1 rRNA gene is annotated in these 2,900 nt (G+C 52.3%); it reads right to left on the bottom strand.

Going from position 1 to position 2,900, the window contains the following annotated elements:
• Positions 1-9: 9 nt before the first annotated feature.
• Positions 10-2,900, bottom strand: a 23S ribosomal RNA gene (locus LZD48_RS18275); the annotation flags it as partial.

Below are 2,900 nucleotides of genomic sequence, written 5' to 3' on the forward strand. Positions count from 1 at the left end.
ATATAGAAGTTAGTTAAGTCCTCGATCGATTAGTATTCGTCAGCTCCACATGTCACCATGCTTCTACCTCGAACCTATCAACCTCATCGTCTCTGAGGGATCTTACTCACTCGAAGTGATGGGAAGTCTCATCTTGAGGGGGGCTTCATGCTTAGATGCTTTCAGCACTTATCCTTTCCACACGTAGCTACCCAGCCATGCTCCTGGCGGAACAACTGGTACACCAGCGGTGTGTCCATCCCGGTCCTCTCGTACTAAGGACAGCTCCTCTCAAACTTCCAGCGCCCACGACGGATAGGGACCGAACTGTCTCACGACGTTCTGAACCCAGCTCGCGTACCGCTTTAATGGGCGAACAGCCCAACCCTTGGGACCGACTACAGCCCCAGGATGCGATGAGCCGACATCGAGGTGCCAAACCTCCCCGTCGATGTGAACTCTTGGGGGAGATAAGCCTGTTATCCCCGGGGTAGCTTTTATCCGTTGAGCGATGGCCCTTCCATGCGGAACCACCGGATCACTAAGCCCGACTTTCGTCCCTGCTCGACTTGTAGGTCTCGCAGTCAAGCTCCCTTGTGCCTTTACACTCTGCGAATGATTTCCAACCATTCTGAGGGAACCTTTGGGCGCCTCCGTTACCTTTTGGGAGGCGACCGCCCCAGTCAAACTGCCTGCCTGACACTGTCTCCGGACCGGATCACGGTCCTGGGTTAGAATGTTCATACAGCTAGGGTGGTATCCCACGGGTGCCTCCACGGAAGCTAGCGCTCCCGATTCCACGGCTCCCACCTATCCTGTACAAGCTGCACAAACAGTCAATATCAAGCTACAGTAAAGCTCCACGGGGTCTTTCCGTCCTGTCGCGGGTAATGTGCATCTTCACACATCGTATAATTTCACCGGGTCTCTCGTTGAGACAGTGCCCAAGTCGTTGCACCTTTCGTGCGGGTCGGAACTTACCCGACAAGGAATTTCGCTACCTTAGGACCGTTATAGTTACGGCCGCCGTTTACTGGGGCTTCGGTTCTAAGCTTCGCCTTACGGCTAACTCTTCCCCTTAACCTTCCAGCACCGGGCAGGTGTCAGCCCCTATACTTCGCCTTTCGGCTTCGCAGAGACCTGTGTTTTTGCTAAACAGTCGCTTGGGCCTATTCACTGCGGCTTCTTCTAAAAGAAGCACCCCTTCTCCCGAAGTTACGGGGTCATTTTGCCGAGTTCCTTAACGAGAGTTCTCCCGCTCACCTTAGGATTCTCTCCTCGCCTACCTGTGTCGGTTTGCGGTACGGGCACCTGTGATCTGGCTAGAGGCTTTTCTCGGCAGTGTGAAATCAGGAACTTCGGTACTCAATTTCCCTCCCCATCACAGCTTGAAATTGCCAGACGGATTTGCCTATCTGACTTTCTCACTGCTTGGGCGCACACTTCCATCCGTGCGCATTCCTTATCCTTCTGCGTTCCCCCATCGCTCATAACGATCATGAGGTGGTACAGGAATATCAACCTGTTGTCCATCGCCTACGCCTGTCGGCCTCGGCTTAGGTCCCGACTAACCCTGAGAGGACGAGCCTTCCTCAGGAAACCTTAGGCATTCGGTGAAAGAGATTCTCACTCTTTTTTCGCTACTCATACCGGCATTCTCACTTCTAAGCGCTCCACCAGTCCTCACGGTCTGACTTCACAGCACTTAGAACGCTCTCCTACCATTGTTCGGAAGAACAATCCGCAGCTTCGGTGATACGTTTAGCCCCGGTACATTTTCGGCGCAGAGTCACTCGACCAGTGAGCTATTACGCACTCTTTAAATGGTGGCTGCTTCTAAGCCAACATCCTGGTTGTCTGGGCAACTCCACATCCTTTTCCACTTAACGTATACTTTGGGACCTTAGCTGGCGGTCTGGGCTGTTTCCCTCTCGACTACGAATCTTATCACCCGCAGTCTGACTCCCAAAAAGAAGTAGCTGGCATTCGGAGTTTGACTGAATTCGGTAACCCGGTGAGGGCCCCTAGTCCAATCAGTGCTCTACCTCCAGTACTCTATTTTTGAGGCTAGCCCTAAAGCTATTTCGGAGAGAACCAGCTATCTCCGTGTTCGATTGGCATTTCACCCCTACCCACACCTCATCCCCGCATTTTTCAACATACGTGGGTTCGGGCCTCCAGTCAGTGTTACCTGACCTTCACCCTGGACATGGGTAGATCACACGGTTTCGGGTCTACGACCACATACTCATTCGCCCTATTCAGACTCGCTTTCGCTGCGGCTCCGTGTCTTCCACTTAACCTTGCATGTAATCGTAACTCGCCGGTCCATTCTACAAAAGGTACGCCGTCACTCATAAATGAGCTCCGACTACTTGTAAGCGCACGGTTTCAGGTTCTCTTTCACTCCCCTCCCGGGGTGCTTTTCACCTTTCCCTCACGGTACTGGTTCACTATCGGTCACTAGGGAGTATTTAGCCTTGGGAGATGGTCCTCCCGGATTCCGACGGAATTCCACGTGTTCCGCCGTACTCAGGATACACTCCGGAGGAAACTCTTTTTCGATTACAGGGCTGTTACCTTCTATGGCTGATCTTTCCAGATCGATTCATCTAAAGAATTTCTTTGTAACTCCAATGGAGTGTCCTACAACCCCAGTAAGCAAGCTTACTGGTTTGGGCTCGTTCCGTTTCGCTCGCCGCTACTTGGGAAATCGCATTTGCTTTCTCTTCCTCTGGGTACTGAGATGTTTCAGTTCCCCAGGTCTGCCTCGTATACCCTATGTATTCAGGTATACGTACTGTCCCATTACGGACAGTGGGTTGCCCCATTCGGAGATCTCCGGATCAACGTTTACTTACAACTACCCGGAGCATATCGGTGTTAGTCCCGTCCTTCATCAGCTCCTAGTGCCAAGGCAT

The sequence above is a fragment of the Oceanobacillus alkalisoli genome (genome assembly GCF_021556485.1).
Lineage (GTDB): Bacteria > Bacillota > Bacilli > Bacillales > Amphibacillaceae > Oceanobacillus > Oceanobacillus alkalisoli.